General features: G+C 59.9%; 21 protein-coding genes. 2 read left to right on the top strand and 19 right to left on the bottom strand.

All coding sequences use genetic code 11. The annotated features are described in order from the left end of the window. Positions 1 to 2 precede the first annotated feature (2 nt). From AB6T85_RS20495 to AB6T85_RS20465, 7 genes are read right to left on the bottom strand one after another with little or no spacing between them, the layout of a single operon-like run. Positions 3 to 1538 carry a TIGR03752 family integrating conjugative element protein gene (locus AB6T85_RS20495; protein WP_369896523.1) on the bottom strand — a complete coding sequence of 512 codons (1536 nt, stop codon included), beginning with the start codon at positions 1536 to 1538 and terminating at the stop codon, positions 3 to 5. Continuing rightward, the gene (locus tag AB6T85_RS20490) at positions 1528 to 2433 is read right to left on the bottom strand and encodes a TIGR03749 family integrating conjugative element protein (protein ID WP_369896556.1); all 906 of its coding nucleotides are present in this window, start codon (positions 2431 to 2433) and stop codon (positions 1528 to 1530) included. The genes AB6T85_RS20495 and AB6T85_RS20490 overlap by 11 nt, the downstream gene beginning before the upstream one ends. Beyond that, complete coding sequence (locus tag AB6T85_RS20485; RefSeq protein ID WP_369896522.1) at positions 2433 to 3071, bottom strand: PFL_4703 family integrating conjugative element protein; 639 nt, start codon at positions 3069 to 3071, stop codon at positions 2433 to 2435. Before AB6T85_RS20485 ends, AB6T85_RS20490 begins: the two co-directional genes overlap by 1 nt. Continuing rightward, positions 3068 to 3433, bottom strand: coding sequence for a TIGR03750 family conjugal transfer protein (locus tag AB6T85_RS20480; RefSeq protein ID WP_369896521.1), 366 nt, complete (start codon positions 3431 to 3433; stop codon positions 3068 to 3070). Before AB6T85_RS20480 ends, AB6T85_RS20485 begins: the two co-directional genes overlap by 4 nt. A 15-nt stretch (positions 3434 to 3448) precedes the next feature. Further along, complete coding sequence (locus AB6T85_RS20475; protein WP_369896520.1) at positions 3449 to 3835, bottom strand: TIGR03745 family integrating conjugative element membrane protein; 387 nt, start codon at positions 3833 to 3835, stop codon at positions 3449 to 3451. Between the two features lie 29 nt (positions 3836 to 3864). Continuing rightward, positions 3865 to 4107 (bottom strand): TIGR03758 family integrating conjugative element protein, encoded by a 243-nt coding sequence (locus AB6T85_RS20470; protein ID WP_369896519.1) that lies wholly within the window; start codon positions 4105 to 4107, stop codon positions 3865 to 3867. Continuing rightward, positions 4107 to 4442 carry an integrative conjugative element protein, RAQPRD family gene (locus AB6T85_RS20465; protein WP_369896518.1) on the bottom strand — a complete coding sequence of 112 codons (336 nt, stop codon included), beginning with the start codon at positions 4440 to 4442 and terminating at the stop codon, positions 4107 to 4109. Before AB6T85_RS20465 ends, AB6T85_RS20470 begins: the two co-directional genes overlap by 1 nt. A 297-nt stretch (positions 4443 to 4739) precedes the next feature. Here AB6T85_RS20465 and AB6T85_RS20460 point away from each other — a divergent pair, with 297 nt between their 5' ends. Further along, entirely contained in the window at positions 4740 to 4982 is a 243-nt protein-coding gene (locus AB6T85_RS20460) for a DNA polymerase III subunit theta (RefSeq protein ID WP_369896517.1), read from the top strand. 42 nt (positions 4983 to 5024) lie between these two features. On the opposite strand, the gene AB6T85_RS20455 is transcribed toward AB6T85_RS20460, so the two are convergent. Together AB6T85_RS20455 and traD are read right to left on the bottom strand one after the other, a co-directional pair. Further along, on the bottom strand, positions 5025 to 5798 hold the full coding sequence (locus AB6T85_RS20455; RefSeq protein WP_369896516.1) for a TIGR03747 family integrating conjugative element membrane protein: 774 nt from the start codon (positions 5796 to 5798) through the stop codon (positions 5025 to 5027). Continuing rightward, positions 5791 to 7890 carry a type IV conjugative transfer system coupling protein TraD gene (traD, locus tag AB6T85_RS20450; protein ID WP_369896515.1) on the bottom strand — a complete coding sequence of 700 codons (2100 nt, stop codon included), beginning with the start codon at positions 7888 to 7890 and terminating at the stop codon, positions 5791 to 5793. Before traD ends, AB6T85_RS20455 begins: the two co-directional genes overlap by 8 nt. 223 nt (positions 7891 to 8113) lie before the next feature. Between traD and AB6T85_RS20445 the strand changes: the two genes are divergently transcribed. After that, complete coding sequence (locus tag AB6T85_RS20445) at positions 8114 to 8458, top strand: FxLYD domain-containing protein (protein WP_369896514.1); 345 nt, start codon at positions 8114 to 8116, stop codon at positions 8456 to 8458. A gap of 188 nt (positions 8459 to 8646) precedes the next feature. Here AB6T85_RS20445 and AB6T85_RS20440 read toward each other — a convergent pair whose 3' ends face one another. From AB6T85_RS20440 to AB6T85_RS20395, 10 genes are all read right to left on the bottom strand, one after another. Beyond that, positions 8647 to 9219 carry a restriction endonuclease gene (locus AB6T85_RS20440; RefSeq protein ID WP_369896555.1) on the bottom strand — a complete coding sequence of 191 codons (573 nt, stop codon included), beginning with the start codon at positions 9217 to 9219 and terminating at the stop codon, positions 8647 to 8649. Then, complete coding sequence (locus AB6T85_RS20435; protein WP_369896513.1) at positions 9219 to 9725, bottom strand: integrating conjugative element protein; 507 nt, start codon at positions 9723 to 9725, stop codon at positions 9219 to 9221. The genes AB6T85_RS20440 and AB6T85_RS20435 overlap by 1 nt, the downstream gene beginning before the upstream one ends. Next, complete coding sequence (locus tag AB6T85_RS20430; RefSeq protein ID WP_369896512.1) at positions 9722 to 10372, bottom strand: transglycosylase SLT domain-containing protein; 651 nt, start codon at positions 10370 to 10372, stop codon at positions 9722 to 9724. The genes AB6T85_RS20435 and AB6T85_RS20430 overlap by 4 nt, the downstream gene beginning before the upstream one ends. Further along, the gene (locus AB6T85_RS20425; RefSeq protein WP_369896511.1) at positions 10351 to 11070 is read right to left on the bottom strand and encodes a TIGR03759 family integrating conjugative element protein; all 720 of its coding nucleotides are present in this window, start codon (positions 11068 to 11070) and stop codon (positions 10351 to 10353) included. The genes AB6T85_RS20430 and AB6T85_RS20425 overlap by 22 nt, the downstream gene beginning before the upstream one ends. 10 nt (positions 11071 to 11080) lie before the next feature. Continuing rightward, on the bottom strand, positions 11081 to 11818 hold the full coding sequence (locus AB6T85_RS20420) for a DUF2275 domain-containing protein (RefSeq protein ID WP_369896510.1): 738 nt from the start codon (positions 11816 to 11818) through the stop codon (positions 11081 to 11083). Beyond that, positions 11815 to 12435 (bottom strand): PFGI-1 class ICE element type IV pilus protein PilL2, encoded by a 621-nt coding sequence (gene pilL2, locus AB6T85_RS20415; protein WP_369896509.1) that lies wholly within the window; start codon positions 12433 to 12435, stop codon positions 11815 to 11817. The genes AB6T85_RS20420 and pilL2 overlap by 4 nt, the downstream gene beginning before the upstream one ends. Before the next feature lie 127 nt (positions 12436 to 12562). Next, positions 12563 to 12811 carry a DUF2442 domain-containing protein gene (locus AB6T85_RS20410; RefSeq protein WP_369896508.1) on the bottom strand — a complete coding sequence of 83 codons (249 nt, stop codon included), beginning with the start codon at positions 12809 to 12811 and terminating at the stop codon, positions 12563 to 12565. Continuing rightward, the gene (locus AB6T85_RS20405) at positions 12795 to 13037 is read right to left on the bottom strand and encodes a DUF4160 domain-containing protein (RefSeq protein WP_369896507.1); all 243 of its coding nucleotides are present in this window, start codon (positions 13035 to 13037) and stop codon (positions 12795 to 12797) included. The genes AB6T85_RS20410 and AB6T85_RS20405 overlap by 17 nt, the downstream gene beginning before the upstream one ends. A 103-nt stretch (positions 13038 to 13140) precedes the next feature. Further along, entirely contained in the window at positions 13141 to 13629 is a 489-nt protein-coding gene (locus AB6T85_RS20400) for an STY4534 family ICE replication protein (protein ID WP_369896506.1), read from the bottom strand. 325 nt (positions 13630 to 13954) lie between these two features. Then, positions 13955 to 15997: a DNA topoisomerase III gene (locus tag AB6T85_RS20395; protein WP_369896505.1), complete on the bottom strand. Its 2043-nt coding sequence runs from the start codon at positions 15995 to 15997 to the stop codon at positions 13955 to 13957. Positions 15998 to 16006: the final 9 nt, after the last annotated feature.

The following is a 16006-nucleotide window of genomic DNA, read 5'->3' as shown; positions in this document are numbered from 1 at the left end:
CCTCAGTCGAGCCCGCCGGTGCTGCCGTCTTCCCCGGGAAGGGTGAAGTCGTAACGCACCTTGCGGCCCTTGTCTTCATAGTCAATTGCCAGCTCGCGGGTGATGTGCACGGCGAGGTGCGCACCCGGCTGAACGTAAATGGCGTCAAAGGTCTGGCCGTAGCGCTGCTTCACCCACTCGGTTATCTCGTCGGAACTGCCGGAAATCGCCTTGCCGAGCACGGCCTGTCCGGCGTCGCCGGTCAGCATGGAGGTGACGCCGCCATAGGCATTGGTCTGACTGGTCTGCTGGTTCTGACCCACCGCATCGCCTGCGGCGCCTGCAGCGCCCAACAGGCCCAGCGTCGGCAGGTACGTGGACGCGTTTGATTTGCGCGTGCCAGAAATGCACGGAATACCATTCTCGTCAGAGATCCAGCCGATGCCGCCGTTTGTACCGGTATCCTTGTCGCCGTTACGGGCGTTCTGACCGTTGCCGGCGCGCCCGCTGCGCTCGGGCTTCGGCAGGGTGCGCACCGTGCCGTCGGTAAACACAAAGGTAATGCTGCTGACCTGGCCCCTGACGCAGGACAGGGTCCAGTCGCCCGAGGCCGTGCCGGACACGATCGCGCCCTCCACGTCCGGAAGCTCGATACCGTTGGCGGTCAGGTTGTCCCTGCCGATAAGTACCTTGAAGGGATAGGGATCGGTCACGGTGCCATTAATCGGCACGCGGCCCAGCAGGGCGGTCATAGCGCGGCTGCCGATAAGCGTGGAGTTTTCGGGCAGTGTATAGACCGGCTCGGCCTCGTCTTCCTCGCCCTTTTCGCTGGTCGATCCTTTCCCCTGCTGCTCGTAGCTGGCCTTCTGCTTTGTGATGGCATTGTCACTCATGAATGAAGTCGGGAAGGCCGTGGTGCCGCCCGTGCTGGCACTGTTACTGCCGCTGCCCTGCCCGGATGCGGCGCTTTTGCCGTCCTGCGGGGTCACCCACATCAGACCGTCGTTGCCCGCCGCCGCAGGGCTGCCGCTGCCGCTTCCCATGCCGTCTAGCCCGAGGCCTAACGGTATGTCACCATCCTGGCCGGTAGCCTTGTCCGCCAGCCCCTTGCCGGTGCTCTGTAGCTGGGAGGTGAGGTCATTGATTTTTGACGTCAGCGTATTCTGCTGCTGGCGCAGCTGTTTTTCGCGCTCGCTGAACCCTTTCTGTATGCCCTGCACCGCCTCATTGACCTGGCCGGACACGTTCTGGTTGCGATCGCGCAACTTGCGGTTTTCTTCCATCAGGTCGGCGTTCTGTTTATTCAGCGTGGCCTGCTGCTGGCGCACGGCGTTAAGCGAACCCACGATGGTTCGCAGCGTGTCCTGCGGCGTGTCGCCCTCAACTCCGATGGCCTTGAGCTCCTGCGGCGTCAGGTTCGCCAGCGCCGGCGCGGTCTGCGCCGGTGTCTGCGCCGTTTCGGACGGCCTGCTGTTGTGGCCTTTAACGACCACAAAGACGCCGGCAATCAGTACAGCCGGCACCAGGACCTTGACCAGGCCGTTTGATTTAATCTTCATAGCGGATCACCTTCTGGGCAGAACGGGCGGCCTTGCGGGCGGTGGAGGGCTCGCGCACGAATGCCTCATCGGCGCGGCCGGCAGTAACCAGGTACAGCGTGGTGGTGTCCTCAGGCGTGCCAGCGGCGCCCAGCCAGCGGTGCTGGAAGGTGGCGGCGACGAACTGGCCCTGCAGCTCGCGCGGATCGAGCACGATCTTTTGCGAGGAGTCGTTGCGCACCCGCAGCGCCACCACGGTACGCCCGGCCACGCCCCAGCCCGCTACGGGTGACACGGTCACGGGTGCCGAGGGATAAAGCGTAGTGATACGCGACGGCAGGTGCGGATTAACCGGATGAATACCTGGAACGCCTTCAACCGTGCGTACGGGGGCGTACAGATTTTGCGCGGCGTAACGCGTCAGCAGTACAGGAATGGGCGCCTTGTAGCTTACTTTTTTACGCCGGGCCGGCTGCTTACCGGCGTCTGCGTCGGATGCCGGTGCGGCGCTGTTGGCTGTGCTGACGTCGCCGCTGTAGATGATTTTGACCGGCTCGGTCGGGCCCGTGCCGGCGGCGCGGACGTCCAGCAGAATGACCTCGCCCGATTCCATATCCTGCAGCTGCAGTCGGGTTGCCGGAAAGTCGCTGTCAGCCTTGAGGTAGACAGCGCCGCCGGTGCTCTGCACGCGCAGCTTACCGTTCAGCGCGGGCGGAAAGCCGACGCGCACGTTTTTGTCGGCAAAAATGACGCGCTCGGCGCCGGTTTTCAGCGGGATCTGCAGGGGCACTCGCTCCCACTTCATCAGCTCGTCGGCCCGGGCGGGCGCGGCGCTGAGAATGACAGCGGGCAGCAGTGTGAGCGACAGCGCCACCAGGCAGGCGCGCGAGCTGAAGGTCATCTTTGAGCAAATCATCACAATGTTCCCTTATTTTCTGCCTTTGAGAGCCGCTGCGGGATACCCTCGTAGCAGTCCAGTGCCAGCCCGAAGGGGTTGGTTTCGGAATCGCCTTCCCAGCGGACGACCTTCAGCGGATAGCGCACCGTTGCGCGTTTGACCGGCTCGGTGAGGTAGTATTCATCCGCAATCAGATCGAGGCTGACGACCCAGTTATCCCGGTCGACGACTTCCACGCTTTTGGTGGTGTAACCCCGGCCGGGAATTTCATAAACCACGCGCACGCGGTCAATCAGCTCACTTTTTTTATCCCGCTGGTTTGAATCCTCTTTAAGAAATGCCTTGCACTGCGGCGTCAGGTACGGTGAAAGCGCCTCGATACGGGCGGGATAGTCCACCTTACCGTTTTTAGGCCAGGCGTTAAGCTGCTGAAAAATATAATAAGCAAAGCTGTAAACGGTCGGGGGCGGCACCTCCCACACGGGACGCGTGCTGCCCTTACGGAGATCGGGCGGAATATGAATGGTCAGCATTTCCGGGGCGCGCATCCAGCCACCTAGGGCGGTCATCAGCAGTATCAGCAACACGACGCAGGCCGCCCTCAGGGTAAAAATATGCTGATCGCGGCCCTTAACCGCGTGGCGAAAACGACTCATTTGGTACTCCTGATTGGTATACTCCGGCGCACAGACCAGCACCGGGAATCGATGATCAACTGTGGATCACCGATCCCCATGCGGCGCTTTCTGAGCGCGAACATCTGCCAGATATAGTTCTCGGGCTTGCCACGTTTTTTCCGGGCAAGCCACTTTCCGCCAAAACTGATAAACACCAGGGGAAAAAGCAGGCTTCCCGTGGGGATAATCAGCCAGCTGAAAAACAGTGAAAAAGGCAGTGAGATGATCAAGCCCAGCACGACCCCAATACCGGCCGCCATAAATAACTCGGGGGTGGTGAACCCCCGGAATACGACAGGCTCTGAATTGAGACGATCCGGCATATCTCGGATAGTCGCCATTCACACCGCTCCTTATCAGGTAACAATTTCGGCAGATTTGCCGAGCAGCCAGATGACCATAACCAGCAACACAATGCCCACGATAACGATCCCGCCGAATTTACCCCAAGTTGCGCGGCCCTCACGAACCTCGCTGAAGGTAGTAATGGCAGCTTCCGCCACCTTCAGAAAGCACACTGCGGCGATAACGAGGCCAATCAGGGTGATGCCGTCCTGGAAATAGCCCTTAATGGTATCCATCAGCCCGCCGCCGCCGCCTGAGGTAGGCTGTTCAACCGTAGGCAGATCCGCCATGGCGTTGCCGACCGACAGGGCACTCAGGGTGATCAGCGTGGTGGTGCGGGCCCAGCTTTTACGAACGCCGGAACGCGTGAGGGAAACTAAAGAAGCAATGTTTGACATGATATTTCCTGTTTAAGTGATTGATTAAATTAACTTCCGAACATCCAGATACTGATTACGACTAAAACGATGCCCCGTATAAAAAGGCTTTTTACTGCTGATTCCCTTACCCGCTGGTTGGCCCAGCCCGAGTAGAGGTCAACGGCGGCCCAGGCGACCCAGGAAAACAGCGTGGCGAACAGCAGACCAATCCATAAGAGATGCATCGCTGCGGGGTCAAGATCGCCCGAAGCTGCCTTAAAGGCCGTCACCTGCGCCTGAGTCATTGCCATCAGGGGCGCTCCCGACGGTAATTTCCCGCCACGCCCGACAGATCGCGAGGCTGTGCCCGGGACGGCTCAATGTAACGATCGATACCGGCGCTGATGGTGCGCAGGTCGGCCGCCGCGCGCGGGTAGTCAAAGAAATAGCGGCCACGCTCTGCGCCGTCTTCCTGGGCGGCGGCGACCCGGGCGCGCTCCAGAGACGCCTGCACCTGAACGATCATGCGCTGGGCGGACGCCAGCTCATCCTTTTCAGATGCCTGAGCGGGCAGGGCCGTGAGAGATGAAAGGCCCAGCACGCCGCCGTACAGAAAAATTCGGGCTACCGGGCGAAAAGATTTCATATGCACCTCCAGTGGTTGTTTGGTGCGGTAAGGATGCGGAATTCGGTCGGACGGGTCAGCCGTTAACTCATTACCCGAAAATGAAAATTAATTGGAGGTGCTGATGTGGAGTGAAGTGGTCTAAATACTTTAGAGTGTTGTAACTATTAGCTCCTGCTGTCGCACCGCTGCGCGGCTTGCCCGCTGACGACGTTACCCGAAACGAGTTCAGGTAACGTCGTCCAGCCTGGTAAAAGCAGTGGTAAGCTGTTGAGGCATTCACTGGGATACATTTAGTAGCTAAAACAGGACACATCCATGTCGCATAACGTGGCTGCACGTACCAAAGAAGAACGTGAGCGTATTAATGTGGATTTAGCTGCTTCAGGCGTGGCTTACAAAGAGCGCCTGAACCAGCCGGTGATCCCGCGAGAGGTGGAGCAGCAACAGCCGGCTGATCTCAGGGAATATTTTAATGAACGACTTCAGCACTACAGAAAAATAGGACAGCAGTATCCACGGGGGACTGACCCGGTCTATCAGAAAGAAGAAGGCCAGTGACCAGAAGCAATTGAAAGGCCCGCAGAAGCGGGCCTGGGGAAATCAGAGGTACTTTTTAAACGATGCGGTGGTTACCGTAATGGCAAACCCCAGCATGATGGCTGCGGGCAGCAGCAGCAGGTTGGGATAAACTGCCGACGGCCACGACAGGTACGCCATTGCCGGTATGTATACCGCCGGCTTAATCAGCCTTTTCGCCCGGTGATATAAAAACGACGACTCGTAGCCGGCGCCGTAGCGACGCAGATCACGGCGCCCCAGTCCCTCCACCACGGCCACGGCAATGACCAGCACAAACAACGGAATGGAGAGCGTCAGTATCGTGACCCGGATAAGCGTCACGACGGCCACCCAGACACTGGCAAGCAGATACTGCTGCAGATAGCCGGCGAGCCAGCCACTGGCCGACTTCAGCTGGCGGGAAATTTCGTTACCACTGTTCATCTCCGATTCATACATCGACTGCACCCAGCCAACAAAACCGCTGTCAACAAAGGCCCACTGATAGGCGAACGTGATCCAGTGCGTGACGGTGACGGAAGGCTCCGAGAGCAGCAAGCTGCGGGTAAAATCCGACGACAGGTAGCCCATTTCCGTGGTCATCACCTGCTGGCTATGCGCCGCGCCCATTTCCGGCCAGAAGAACGCAATTCCGATGTATTCCACAATCAGGCTCAGGAAAAGGGAGGCCAGGATCATGCCGACCAGCTTCCAGGGCCAGCCCCAGACCAGATTGTAAATCAGGCCGTGCTCGCGCGGCGGAACCGGCTGCTGCTGCGGATTCTGTGGCGTGACGTTGCGACGAGGCTCAGCCATTTTTCTCTCCTTTCAGGGCACCGTGACCGGCCGCGCCGCCGTTCCACCACCCTTCGCTACTGTGATAGTTCCTGCGCATCTCTTCTGCCAGGCGGGTGATATCGTCTGGCATGTGCTCGTCAGCGGCGTCGCCGGCGGGCAACGGCATGCGGATCTTCCAGAGCTGCCCGCCCTCAAGCAGGGCGAATGCCTGGCCCTTCGGCAGCGACACGATATCCGACGGCTCCAGCAGCGGCACCTTGATGGTGCCCACGCGGTCCTGTGTGCTGGAAGTAAAGTCTTGATTAACGGTAACGTCTGCTGAATCCTGGTGCCCGGAGACCAGCGTTTTGCTGTAGATTTCAACCTGCGGCAGCTGGGTTGTAAGCAGCTCTGCCGTCCGGTTCTCACGCACGCGCAGCATGATGAGGTTGTTAAAGTTGCCCTGCACCTGGGAAGTTTTGGCCGCGCTGCCGATACGCGCCTCAATGTCAGAGGACGTCTGCGTGTAGGCCGTGACCTGCATCCCGGCGCCGCCGCCCTTGTTGATCAGGGGAATAAACTCATCGCCCATCAGCTCGTTGAACTCATCACAGTGAAGGTTAATCGGATTTTTACGCTCGTCCGCACCCGGCAGGCCTGCATTGATGCCGTGCTTGTAAATGTGGCCGGCCACGCTCACCAGGTCGGCAAACATGCTGTTGCCCACTGCGCTGCCCACTTCGCTGTCGCTGAGCGCATCGAGGCCGATGTACACCACGCCTTTTTTACGGATCACCTGCTCCCAGTCAAAGATCGGACGCGGGTCGTCCATGTTCAGGTAATCAGGCGACAGCAGCTCGGCGGTTTTGCCCGTCGTCAGCTTCTCCAGCAGCGGCAGAAGGGACGCCACTATCTTGTCGAAGTAGGTCCGGTCGTAGCGTACGGCGGAGCGCAGACCATCCAGTATGGGATCGTACAGCTGCTGCCCCTTCTCGGAGCTCAGCGCCACCTCATACGCCCAGATGCGCACGGCGTCTGCCTGTCCCTGCATGTTACGGGGCACGTCCTCTTCACCGAAAAGTTTAAGGTTGTTTTCGATCTGCTTATTCAGGTCGGGAAGTTTGTCTGCAATGACTTTCACCGCGTAGCGCAGATACAAGTCAGCGATGTTGTTCACATAGCGCGTGATCAGCGTGTAGTCAGGACGTTCGCCCAGGGCAACCAGCGCCCGCGCCACGATGTTCACAAACCGCCAGGCGAACTCCCGGAACGCAGCGTTGTTGCCTTCGCCGCTCAGCTGGCCGGCCACGCGCGACGCTACCTCAGAAACGCGCCCGAATCGCCCCACCGCGTTATAGCGGGCCGATATGTCGGGCCAGCCGAGGTGGAAGATGGTCAGCTCGTCGCCGCGTCCGGCGCGGTGCGCCTCCGCCCACACGCGCTTCAGCAGGTCGGCGTCCCCTTTAGGGTCAAACACGATCGTCGTGTCGCCACGCCGGATGTCCTGGGTGATCAGCAGCTCGGCCAGACGGGTTTTGCCCACGCGCGTCGTGCCGTACACCACCGTGTGCCCCACGCGCTCGCGCAGATCCAGAGTGACATCAGCTTCGTCGGGTTCGATGCCGTGTATGGCCGGGTTGCCGCCGACCGGCGGCAGCGGGCGGAACGGATTCAGAACGGAATCGGCGTTCAGCACTTTGCTCAGCGCCGGCAGGCGATTTTCCGTTGCCTCCTCTGCCCGGCGTGCCAGCTGGTACAACCTGGACGGCTGCAGGTAGTGGGCTACCTCGGGGCGCAGTGTGTCGCGCAGGCGCTGGGTGTGCGTCTGCGTCCAGCGAAACCCCCTGCCGAGAAAGAGCCGTCGTTTGCTCAACGGGATCTGCCGGGATGTCATCACGTAACGCGGCAGCCGGCGCAGGTTGCGCCGGTAGCGGATCACCTGCATGCCCTGACGCGCGCGCATGATGGACAGCACGGCAAAGCCACCTGCCGTGACGTAGCTGACGGAGGGCGCGAGTGCCACCGCCCAAGGCGCGGTAACGCACACCACGGCGGCAGTGCCGGCCACGGCGGCCGTGTTCAGTTCTACAGCCGGGCGCAGCAGCGCCTCAATAACGTAGCGGTTACTCATGGGCTTTATCCTGATACTTATTCTGTCTTAAAGTGAAATTTTCAAAGAAGGTTTATGGATAGTTATATCTGAGCTAACACTCACAGCTTATTAGCAGCCGAAGGCTGGCGATATACATAACTCATTTTGGAAGATAGAAATTTAATGAATAATAGTTTTCGAGGTTAAAACATTAGCGGACTTGATGTATCATGGTGTTTCAATATAGGAAAAAGGGATCGGTATGACTAAAAAGCTCGTTGCATCATTAATTCTTACTTTATCTTTTTCAGGCCTTGCCTTAGCCGCAAGTGATAACCAGCAAGTTTCTCTGTCTGATTTGCAGTTTAAAAACACACCTAATGGATTAAGAGATATTGAAGGAATTGGTACTAATACCACAGGGAAAACGTTGAAACACGTTTTCGTAAAGTTCAATTTACTTGAAAATGATACTGTTATTGGTCAAACCATTGCCATGGTTGAAAACCTTGAACCCGGCCAGAGCTTTAAAATTCAGGCTCCTTTCAACAGCATTGAAATCAAGCCAGACAGTTTTAAAGTCACCGAGGTGAATGTCATAAATTAGTGTCTCGCTTCTTTCAGAAAGGGAGTTTTGAGTCCTCAAAGTTCCCTTTTCACACAACCCCATCAGTTGTCTCTGCCATCCTTATTCCGTATGCACATGACAATGCCATAGTGCCGTTGCAGTCTTTCTGTACAGCTGCCTTGTTCAGCTGCACGGGCGGGCGCAGCAGCGCCTCAATAACGTAGCGGTTATTTATGGGACCATTCCTTCAGTGAAATGCCGGACAGCAGCCTCAGCAGGTTTTGACCGCTGATGATCCGGAGCCGGGAAGAGGTATGGCAGACGGCCTGGCTCATCTTCCCGGTTCTGCCGGTGTGGATGAAAAAGCCGCGCTGGCCGGCGCGGGAGAGTAGCGCATCAAAATCCCGGACGTGCCCGGGGGAAATGGCCCGGCTGTAGCGCTTAGCCTGTATCAGCCAGCACTCGCCGTTGATAAACACTTTACCGTCCAGCCCGCCGTCGCCGCTATAGGACGTGTTACGTTCGACCTTAAGCCCCTGCTGCTCAAAAGCCAGCAGCAGCAACTCCTCAAAGACGTAAGGATTAATCTTGCGCAGGTAGCTCATCCGCTGGCCGTCGCCGTTCAGCTCCCGCAGGCGCTGATACACGCGCGCCGCGGTGGCACGATAGCGACGGTGCCGGCGGGCGCTGGCCGTCTCCTTGCGAAGCAGCCACACGACGACGACGAGCAGGACGACAAGCCCTACGGCCAGCAGCGGATTGATCGACAGCAGCAGGGCAACGGTTTGTGGCGTACCCATCATGGCGCGGGCTCCTGAGTCAGTCCGCCGTCGGTGATCAGCACGGGGTAATGCGTCAGCTGCAGGCGCCGCGCCAGATCCGATCCGGAGGCCGGGGCAAGGGTCATGCCGGACGCCATGCTGCGCAGTCCCTCAAGGGCGTCCTGGCTGTCCACGTTCACGACCAGGCCCACGGCGCGCAGGGCGGCCAGCCGCTGCGCGTTGTGCCGCAGCCAGGTCCGGGAAAAATCATCGTCTCCAACGATAAACAGCGCGCCAATGCCAGGCAGCTGCAGGTCACGGGGGCTGACCGCGCCCGGCGACATTTCCGGCGTGGTGACGGGCAGCATGGCCGCCTCGCCTTGCCCGGGCGGCGAGAGTGCGACCGCCGGCGAGTCCTGCCGGTTTACCGCGTCAAAGATGGCCTGCGTGCTCTGTCCGCCGAGGTCGGCCAGAACGTTCAGTTCTGCGTGGGACGAGAGCGCCAACAGCATGATGGGCATGACAAGAAAGCGTGCGTTTTTCATGGTCGCGTGCTCCTGGGTTCAATCCAGACGAATTCGGTGTTGGAGGTGGCGGCAGGCGCCGGGGCGTTGTCAGCCAGCTGCACGGGGGCCGCTGCCGGCAGCGAAGACGGCGGCTGCAGCGTGGCAAGTTTTGTTCTGATAAAGGACCGGTAGCGCGCGGCGGCTTGTCCGCCGGCGGGATGGTGATAGCACCCGGCTGCATCCAGCCAGCTGCCGGGCTTGCGGTTCCAGCATTCACGCAGGATGACCGCGGCGGCGTTGAGGTTAGTATAAGGATCCAGCGCTTCCCAGGTGGATGAAAAGTAAGCTCCGTTCCAGCCCAGGTTAACCTGCATAAGGCCCACGTCGATCCGCTTAAGAGAATAGGTTTTCATGAAGGTCTGCAGTGCCTGCCAGGCTTCAAGCCGGGTTTTGTAGCGATATCCTTTGCCCGCCACATTCAGCGTCCACGGCCAGGGACGTACCCCGCTGGACAGCTTGCGGGAGGACTCCTGCAGGGCAAGCGAATACAGCGCTTCAGGCGGCACGTCGTGCTCGCGCGCCACCTTCGTATAGCCTTCGGGAACGATCTGCATGCCGGATGCCCAGACGTTTGCCGACGTGAGCAGAAGCAGGACCGCGCCGGTCAGTACGCCGCGATTTGCCATCCGTTTTCCCCCTGCTGTAGCACCACGGGCATCAGGCCGCTGCCGAACCGTATCCAGCGGCCGCCGTCATGATTAAGCGTGATCTGATGGCTCCGCACCCTGTCCAGCGGGATGTGATGCGCTTTGGCCCAGGAGCGCAGCGTGTCGTCGTCACCCTGGCTGTCAACCAGATAGATATCGACCGGGCGGTTATCCGCCAGCACGGCTGACAGCCGGGCGTCGCACTGCGCGCACCCGACGGACTTCACGAATAAAGCCAGCCGCCCGCCTGTGTCGTGAGCAATGCCTGCGGCGTTGCCCATGTTAACGGCCAGTGTGTCGGGATACAGGCGCTGCCAAGCGCTGTTCACCTCGCGCTGAAACTCCATTTCTTTCTGCGTACGGGCAAACTCTTGTTTCACCCACTTTTCGGCGTACTGACGGCGCTCTTCAGCGCTACGCGCCTCGATGCCGAGCGTGGAGAGCGGATCGAGGCCGGGCGACTGCGTGCCCCGGGGGCCGTTCATCAGCTGCTGATAACGCTGATAGTCCTGCTGGTTCAGCCCCCATTGCCCCGCCTGCTGCTGCAGATCCTGAACCGCGCTTTGCCCGGTGCGCTGCGCGTCCGTGGCCTGGCCCTGGGTGTCAGTGGTCTGGACGCTCGCGTACGCGGTGCCGCCGCAAGTAAGCAGCAACAGAATCAGTGTTTTTATTTTCATTTCGACTCCGTTAGTGAACGTTAACGGTGGTTAAATGCCCGTTTACCCGAAATTGCGCCTGTCCGTATCCGGCACTGATCAGCGTCCACCCCTGCACGGACTGACCTTCGCCGATAAGGCGGATCTGCGACAGGTCGCTAAAGCCCTGCGGGGCTACGGCGGCAAAAGACGTGGTGCCCCGCTTTTCCACGCCGGTCAGCACAAACGGCGCGCTGCGGGCCACTTTCATGGCGGCACGGTGTGGCTTAGCGGGCGCCGGCTTTTTTACGGCTGGCGTGGTGTCGGCCTCGGGCGTCTTTTTCGACGTGGCCTGCAGCGCGTTCAGCTGAGCGTCGAGCCCGGAAAGCTGCGCCTGCATGCTCTGCCGGGCGGCGCTGAGATCGCCGACGGCCTGCTGCAGGGTGGCCAGCGCCGGGCTGCTCTGCGCTGCCTTCAGTGCTGCCTGAAGGGCGGCGATCTGCTGCTGCTTCAGCTCCCCGCCGTATGCCTTCAGGCTGTCCTGCAGGGGGGTCAGATCGGAGCGGGCCAGCGCCTGCGAATACACCACATTTTGCTGTTTTTCGACGTGGGTGAGCCGCTGATCGAGCGCGCTGACGCTTTTCAGGGAGATAAACATCAGGCCGGCCACGGCCAGCGCCACCGCGCCGCCGCCGTAAAGCGGCAGCCGGCGCAGGATCGCCGTGCCTTTGCGTGGCTTCTGCTGCGGTTCACCGGCGAAATCGTCTTCATCAAGGGTGGGATTACTCATTTTGTCAGAAACCCTCCGTGTACGGGCTGACCCTGGATTGCCGACGGGGCAATGGTGCCGGCGGACGCCTCAGATAGTGCGGCGGTGTGCGGCGACAGTTGGGTGGCCGGAAGCTGATAGCCGGCGCGCAGGCTGTGGCACACCACGCGCTGTACATCGTCCACCTCAAGCTGCCAGGCCGCGCCGGCCATCACCTGCAGCGCGGTGCGCAGGCGCATCGGGCCGAGCTGGTACTGCACCGCCGGCAGAGGTTGCCAGTACAGCACGCCGTTGGCCGGGCCGGTCTGGCAGAGCGAGTAGCCGGACTGCTTCAGGGCATAGCGCATGGCGTCGGCGACCGTAGGCTGTACGGACGGGGGAATGCGGATATCGATAATCTGGGAAAGCGGATCCTGCTGGGCGGCAAGCGGATCGGTGCTGACCAGCAGGTAGCGGTCGTAGCGCACCACCTCCGGCGCGCGCCCGTAGGGGTCATCGGCAGGAGTCTGGACGTTGCGGGAAACGCTGACCGACGGCGTCGGCTGGGCGGGCGCTCGCTCCTGCAGTTTCTGGGGCGGCGTGGCGCATCCCGTCAGCAGCACGAAGGGCAGAACGGCGGCGAGGGCGTATAGTTTCATCTGAGGATTCCTGTAGGTGACAGAACAGGCATCACTGTGCGGAACTCTTCAGCGGGCTTCCACGAACAACTCTTTTTCCGGATCCAAAAAAAAACGCCGACCGGAGTCAGCGTTCAGGGAGGGCGCGTCAGGCGACCTGATGAGGAGGGTGCGTAATGTCACCGCGCCCCTGTATCAGCCCCTCAACGGAGATATCTTCGTCAAGGGCGTCCCAGTGTATGCCACGGGGAGAAAGTTCATACTCGTTGCGCTGCTCGGGCGTGGCGTCAAGCAGCCGCGGAAACCAGGACAACGGTACGCCAAGCGTGCGATCGTCCGTGAGTTCTACCCACATCGTGGAGTCATCGAACCGGACGTCTCTAGCTGAAATAGTCATTCCAGGCCTCCAGAAGTGTCGTTTTGTGTAGCTTTACCAGTATGAACAGCTCTTTCAGGATCCGTGAGTCAAATCCATCATTTCTTGCCAGCGCCACCACGGGATCAAGCCAGAATTTAGCTTCAGCGCCGGCTTTAGAAACGTGGATATGTGCGGGCTCAAGCGGATTGCCTTCGTTGGAATAGAAAAAGAACCGAAAACCGTTCAGCCGAAGTATGACAGGCATCGTCAGTAACCTTTAGGGGATTATGGTGGAGATTACAGCGGCAGTCAAAACCCTGCAAACGCTGCAAAACTGCCCATGAAAGGGCAGATTGGGAAAGATAAAATCAGAACGAGTTGTCAGCGTAGGACGGCGCCTGCACTGAGCCACTCTGTGCCGGCAGCGCATCGCTGCGTTCCGGTTTGTAGACCATTTCCTGACCAATTTTGATCCAGTCAACCTTGATTAGTCGGGCCTTCAGGCTGACGCGGCTTTCGCCGGCGTGCTCACCGTTTTTCAGCTGAAAAATGTCGGTAGACGGGTTGCTCAGGGAAAACCCAATCAGCACCTTCTTATCCTCATCAACCGCCTTCTGGCAGCGGTTAATCAGGCTGCTGGCCTCTTTGCCGGCAACCGTTACGTCAAAACGCACGTAGGAAGGGCTTTCGCTCGGGCCTGACAGCGCGTTGATCACGCAGCTGATGAAGGTGCCTGACTGCGCGTTAACCTGCCGGACGTTACTCAGGTAACCCAGGCCTTTTATGGTCAGGTTAAAGTAATCGTTGCGGCTGGCGGCGGACGTGGTGGTGACGGACTGCGCGTTGTTTACAGACATGATGTTATCTCCGGGGGTCAAAAAAAATCGACGGAGAAAACTTCGGCCCGGACGGGAGAAGTCTTCCCGTCGGGGAGTCAGATTCAGGTGAGTCTGACTGTCTGGTTAGTTGAATAAACCCTGATCGTCAGGCAGTAGGTGCCGTATGTTGACGATATCTGCTTCCAAAGGTGCGCAGATGTACCACACGATGTGCGCTCCCTTTCAGGCTACAGGAGCTTTCTGTTCAGCCACCCGAAGGCGATTCTCTCAGGCTGATGAATCATTGGTGGTCGTCAGAGACGACGGATAAGCCCTTTTATTTTTAAGCCGTGCGCCCGCAATGTCAACCGTCCACCGCTAAAACGCCCGGGGCTTTTGGCCCGCTGCCTCTGCGCTTCCCGGCGGCCCGGCGTTTTGTTTTGCGGTTGGCCTCACCAACGATCCCCTTGCATTCCGGGTACTGGACGCAGCCCCAGAATGTGCCCTCTTTACCCGTTCGCTGACGCATCGGCTTGCCGCAGAGCGGACAGTCGGGCCCGACCGGCACCGTGACGTGAAAAGGCTGTGTGCGCCCCTTTTCAATCAGGTGACGCGTCCACTGCGCCTGTTTTTGCATAAAGCTGTGCAGATCTGATTTCCCCTGCGCGATATCGTCCAGCGCCTGCTCCCACAGCGCGGTCATGCCGGGGCTGGTCAGCGTTTCCGGCAGGGCGGCGATAAGCTCGCGGGCCATCTGCGTGGAGTGAATGTGTTTCCCTTTTTTCTCCAGGTATCGGCGCTTGAAAAGCGTTTCCAGCACGCCGCTGCGCGTGGCCTCCGTGCCCAGCCCGGCGTTTTCCCGCAGCACCTTTTTGAGCTGGGGATCGCTGACCAGGCTGGCGGCATTTTTCATGGCCGCAATCAGCGTGCCCTCGGTCATGTGCGCGGGCGCTTTCGTCACGTTGTCCTTTACGGCCCCGCCCGTCACGCGGCACGCGTCGCCCTTATCGAGCGGCGGCAGGCTGGCCGGCGCGTCCTCCCCGCCTTCCGCCTCGTCATCGTCCTGCTGGCCGCCAAACAGCGCTTTCCAGCCGGGCGCCACGGTAACGCGTCCGCGCGTCCGGAACAGCTGGTTGCCCAGGTTAAACGTTGCCTCGGTGACGTCAGACTCCTGCAGCGGCAGAAACTGCGCCAGATAGTGCTGACGAATAAGCTGATAAACCTTCAGCTCGTCGGCGCTGAGGCGCGCCAGGTCACATGCCTGGCGCGTGGGAATGATGGCGTGGTGCGCGGTGATTTTTTTATCGTTCCACACCCGGGACATAAAGGCTCTGTCCAGGCGTGCCAGCGCAGGGACAACCGCAGGATCGGATGCCTGAACGGCCCGGAGAACGTCCTCCACCTCGTCCCGCATGGACAGCGGCAGGTAGCCGCAGTCGGTACGCGGATAGGTTGTCGCCTTATGTGTTTCATAAAGCGCCTGCGCGATGGTCAGCACCTGGCTTGCCCCCATTCCCCACTTTCGGGAGCATACCTGTTGCAGCGTGCCGAGATCGAAGCACAGCGGCGCGGGCGTTTTTTCCCGCTTCTTCTCCGCGGTCAGAACGGTAGCCGATCCGGCTTTCTGGCAGAGCTGCAGAACGGCATGGGCAATCGGCTGATTGATGCAGCGCTTTTCCTCGTCGCAGTATTGTTCTGCGCCGACCCACTCGGCGTGAAACGTCACGCCGTCTTTTTCCAGCTGTGCCCTGACCTGCCACCAGGGTTTGGGAGTGAAGTTCGCGATCTCATTGTCGCGGTTGACCACTATAGCGAGCGTCGGCGTCTGTACGCGCCCCACGGAAAACATTTCCGCGTGACCGGCCTCGCCAGCCTTCAGGGTGTACAGGCGCGTCAGGTTCATCCCGATAAGCCAGTCGGCCTGCGAACGGCCGACACCCGCCTGATACAGTTTTTCGGTTTTCTCGCCGGGCAGCATGTTCTGCAGCGCCTTCCGGATGCTGCCCTCGTCCAGCGCGGACAGCCACAGGCGGCGAATGGCGCCGCGGTAACCACAGTACGTCATCAGCTCCCGGGCAATCACTTCGCCTTCGCGATCTGCGTCAGTGGCGATCACCACCTCGCGGGCTTTTTTCATCAGCTTTTTAATCACGGCAAACTGATCGGCTGTTTCTTTCTTAACCACCATTTGCCAGGTTTCGGGGATCACCGGCAGCACGTTTGCCCGCCATGGCCGCCCGAACTGTTCTCCGTAAGCCTCGGGCGTGGCCGTTTCCAGCAGATGCCCCACCGCCCAGGTGACGGTGACGTTCTCGCCTGAAATATATCCCTGCCCGCGCTGGCTGACGCCCAGCACTCTGGCGATATCCTTTGCCTGCGACGGTTTTTCACAAAGATAAAGCTGCACAGCTGACCC

It is taken from the genome of Erwinia aeris (assembly GCF_041224955.1).
Taxonomy (GTDB): Bacteria; Pseudomonadota; Gammaproteobacteria; order Enterobacterales; family Enterobacteriaceae; genus Erwinia; species Erwinia aeris.
Note: the sequence above shows the minus strand (reverse complement) of the source record. Positions and strands in the feature narration are given on the sequence as shown.